The sequence below is a fragment of the Oleiphilus sp. HI0086 genome (assembly GCF_001635225.1).
Genome location: NZ_LWFZ01001130.1, coordinates 1 through 745 on the forward strand (window position 1 = coordinate 1; position 745 = coordinate 745).

The following is a 745-nucleotide window of genomic DNA, read 5'->3' on the forward strand; positions in this document are numbered from 1 at the left end:
AAGGAGAGCTTGTTTGTAAGCAAGCCTTCCCTTCCATGCCAACCTGTTTCTGGAATGACAAAAATAACGAAAAATACCAAAGCGCTTACTTTAAACGCTTTGACAACACATGGGCTCATGGGGACTACGGAGAGCTTATTGTCCACGAAGCAGATAATGGAACACCAACCCAAACCGGCGTAATCATTCACGGCCGCTCTGATGCAATCCTTAACCCTGGCGGTGTTCGAATAGGTACTGCTGAGATTTATCGTCAGGTTGAAAAGGTTGAGGAAGTGTTTGAGTCAATTGCTATCGGCCAAGAATGGCAAGATGATGTTCGTGTCATTCTCTTTGTCCGTTTACAAGAAGGTTTAACACTAGACACGCAGCTTATCGATAAGATAAAACGAAGTATCCGCGAGAATACTACACCAAGGCATGTGCCCAATAAGATTCTTCAAGTCACGGACATTCCCAGAACATTGAGTGGAAAAATTGTCGAGCTAGCCGTTAGAAATGTCGTGCACGGCAAAGAGCTTACAAATATAGAAGCATTGGCAAACCCAGAGGCATTAAACTTATATAGCAACTTAGCGGCCCTGAAAAGCGACTAGCACAATGACTATAAAATCAATAGAGAAGGCAATCTTCTCTATTGATAATAGGCGCTTTACAATAAACCGTAATCGCGTTCCACACGTGAAACCCTGACTTTATAGTCTCTATACCAGCGCTCCTTTCCTAAAGACTGTGCTGCAGTATG

At 43.4% G+C, this 745-nt stretch carries 1 pseudogene; it reads left to right on the forward strand.

From position 1 onward, the window contains the following. Nucleotides 1–596 (forward strand): annotated as a pseudogene (locus tag A3756_RS28020) (acetoacetate--CoA ligase); the annotation flags it as partial. Between the last annotated feature and the right edge of the window lie 149 nt (nt 597–745).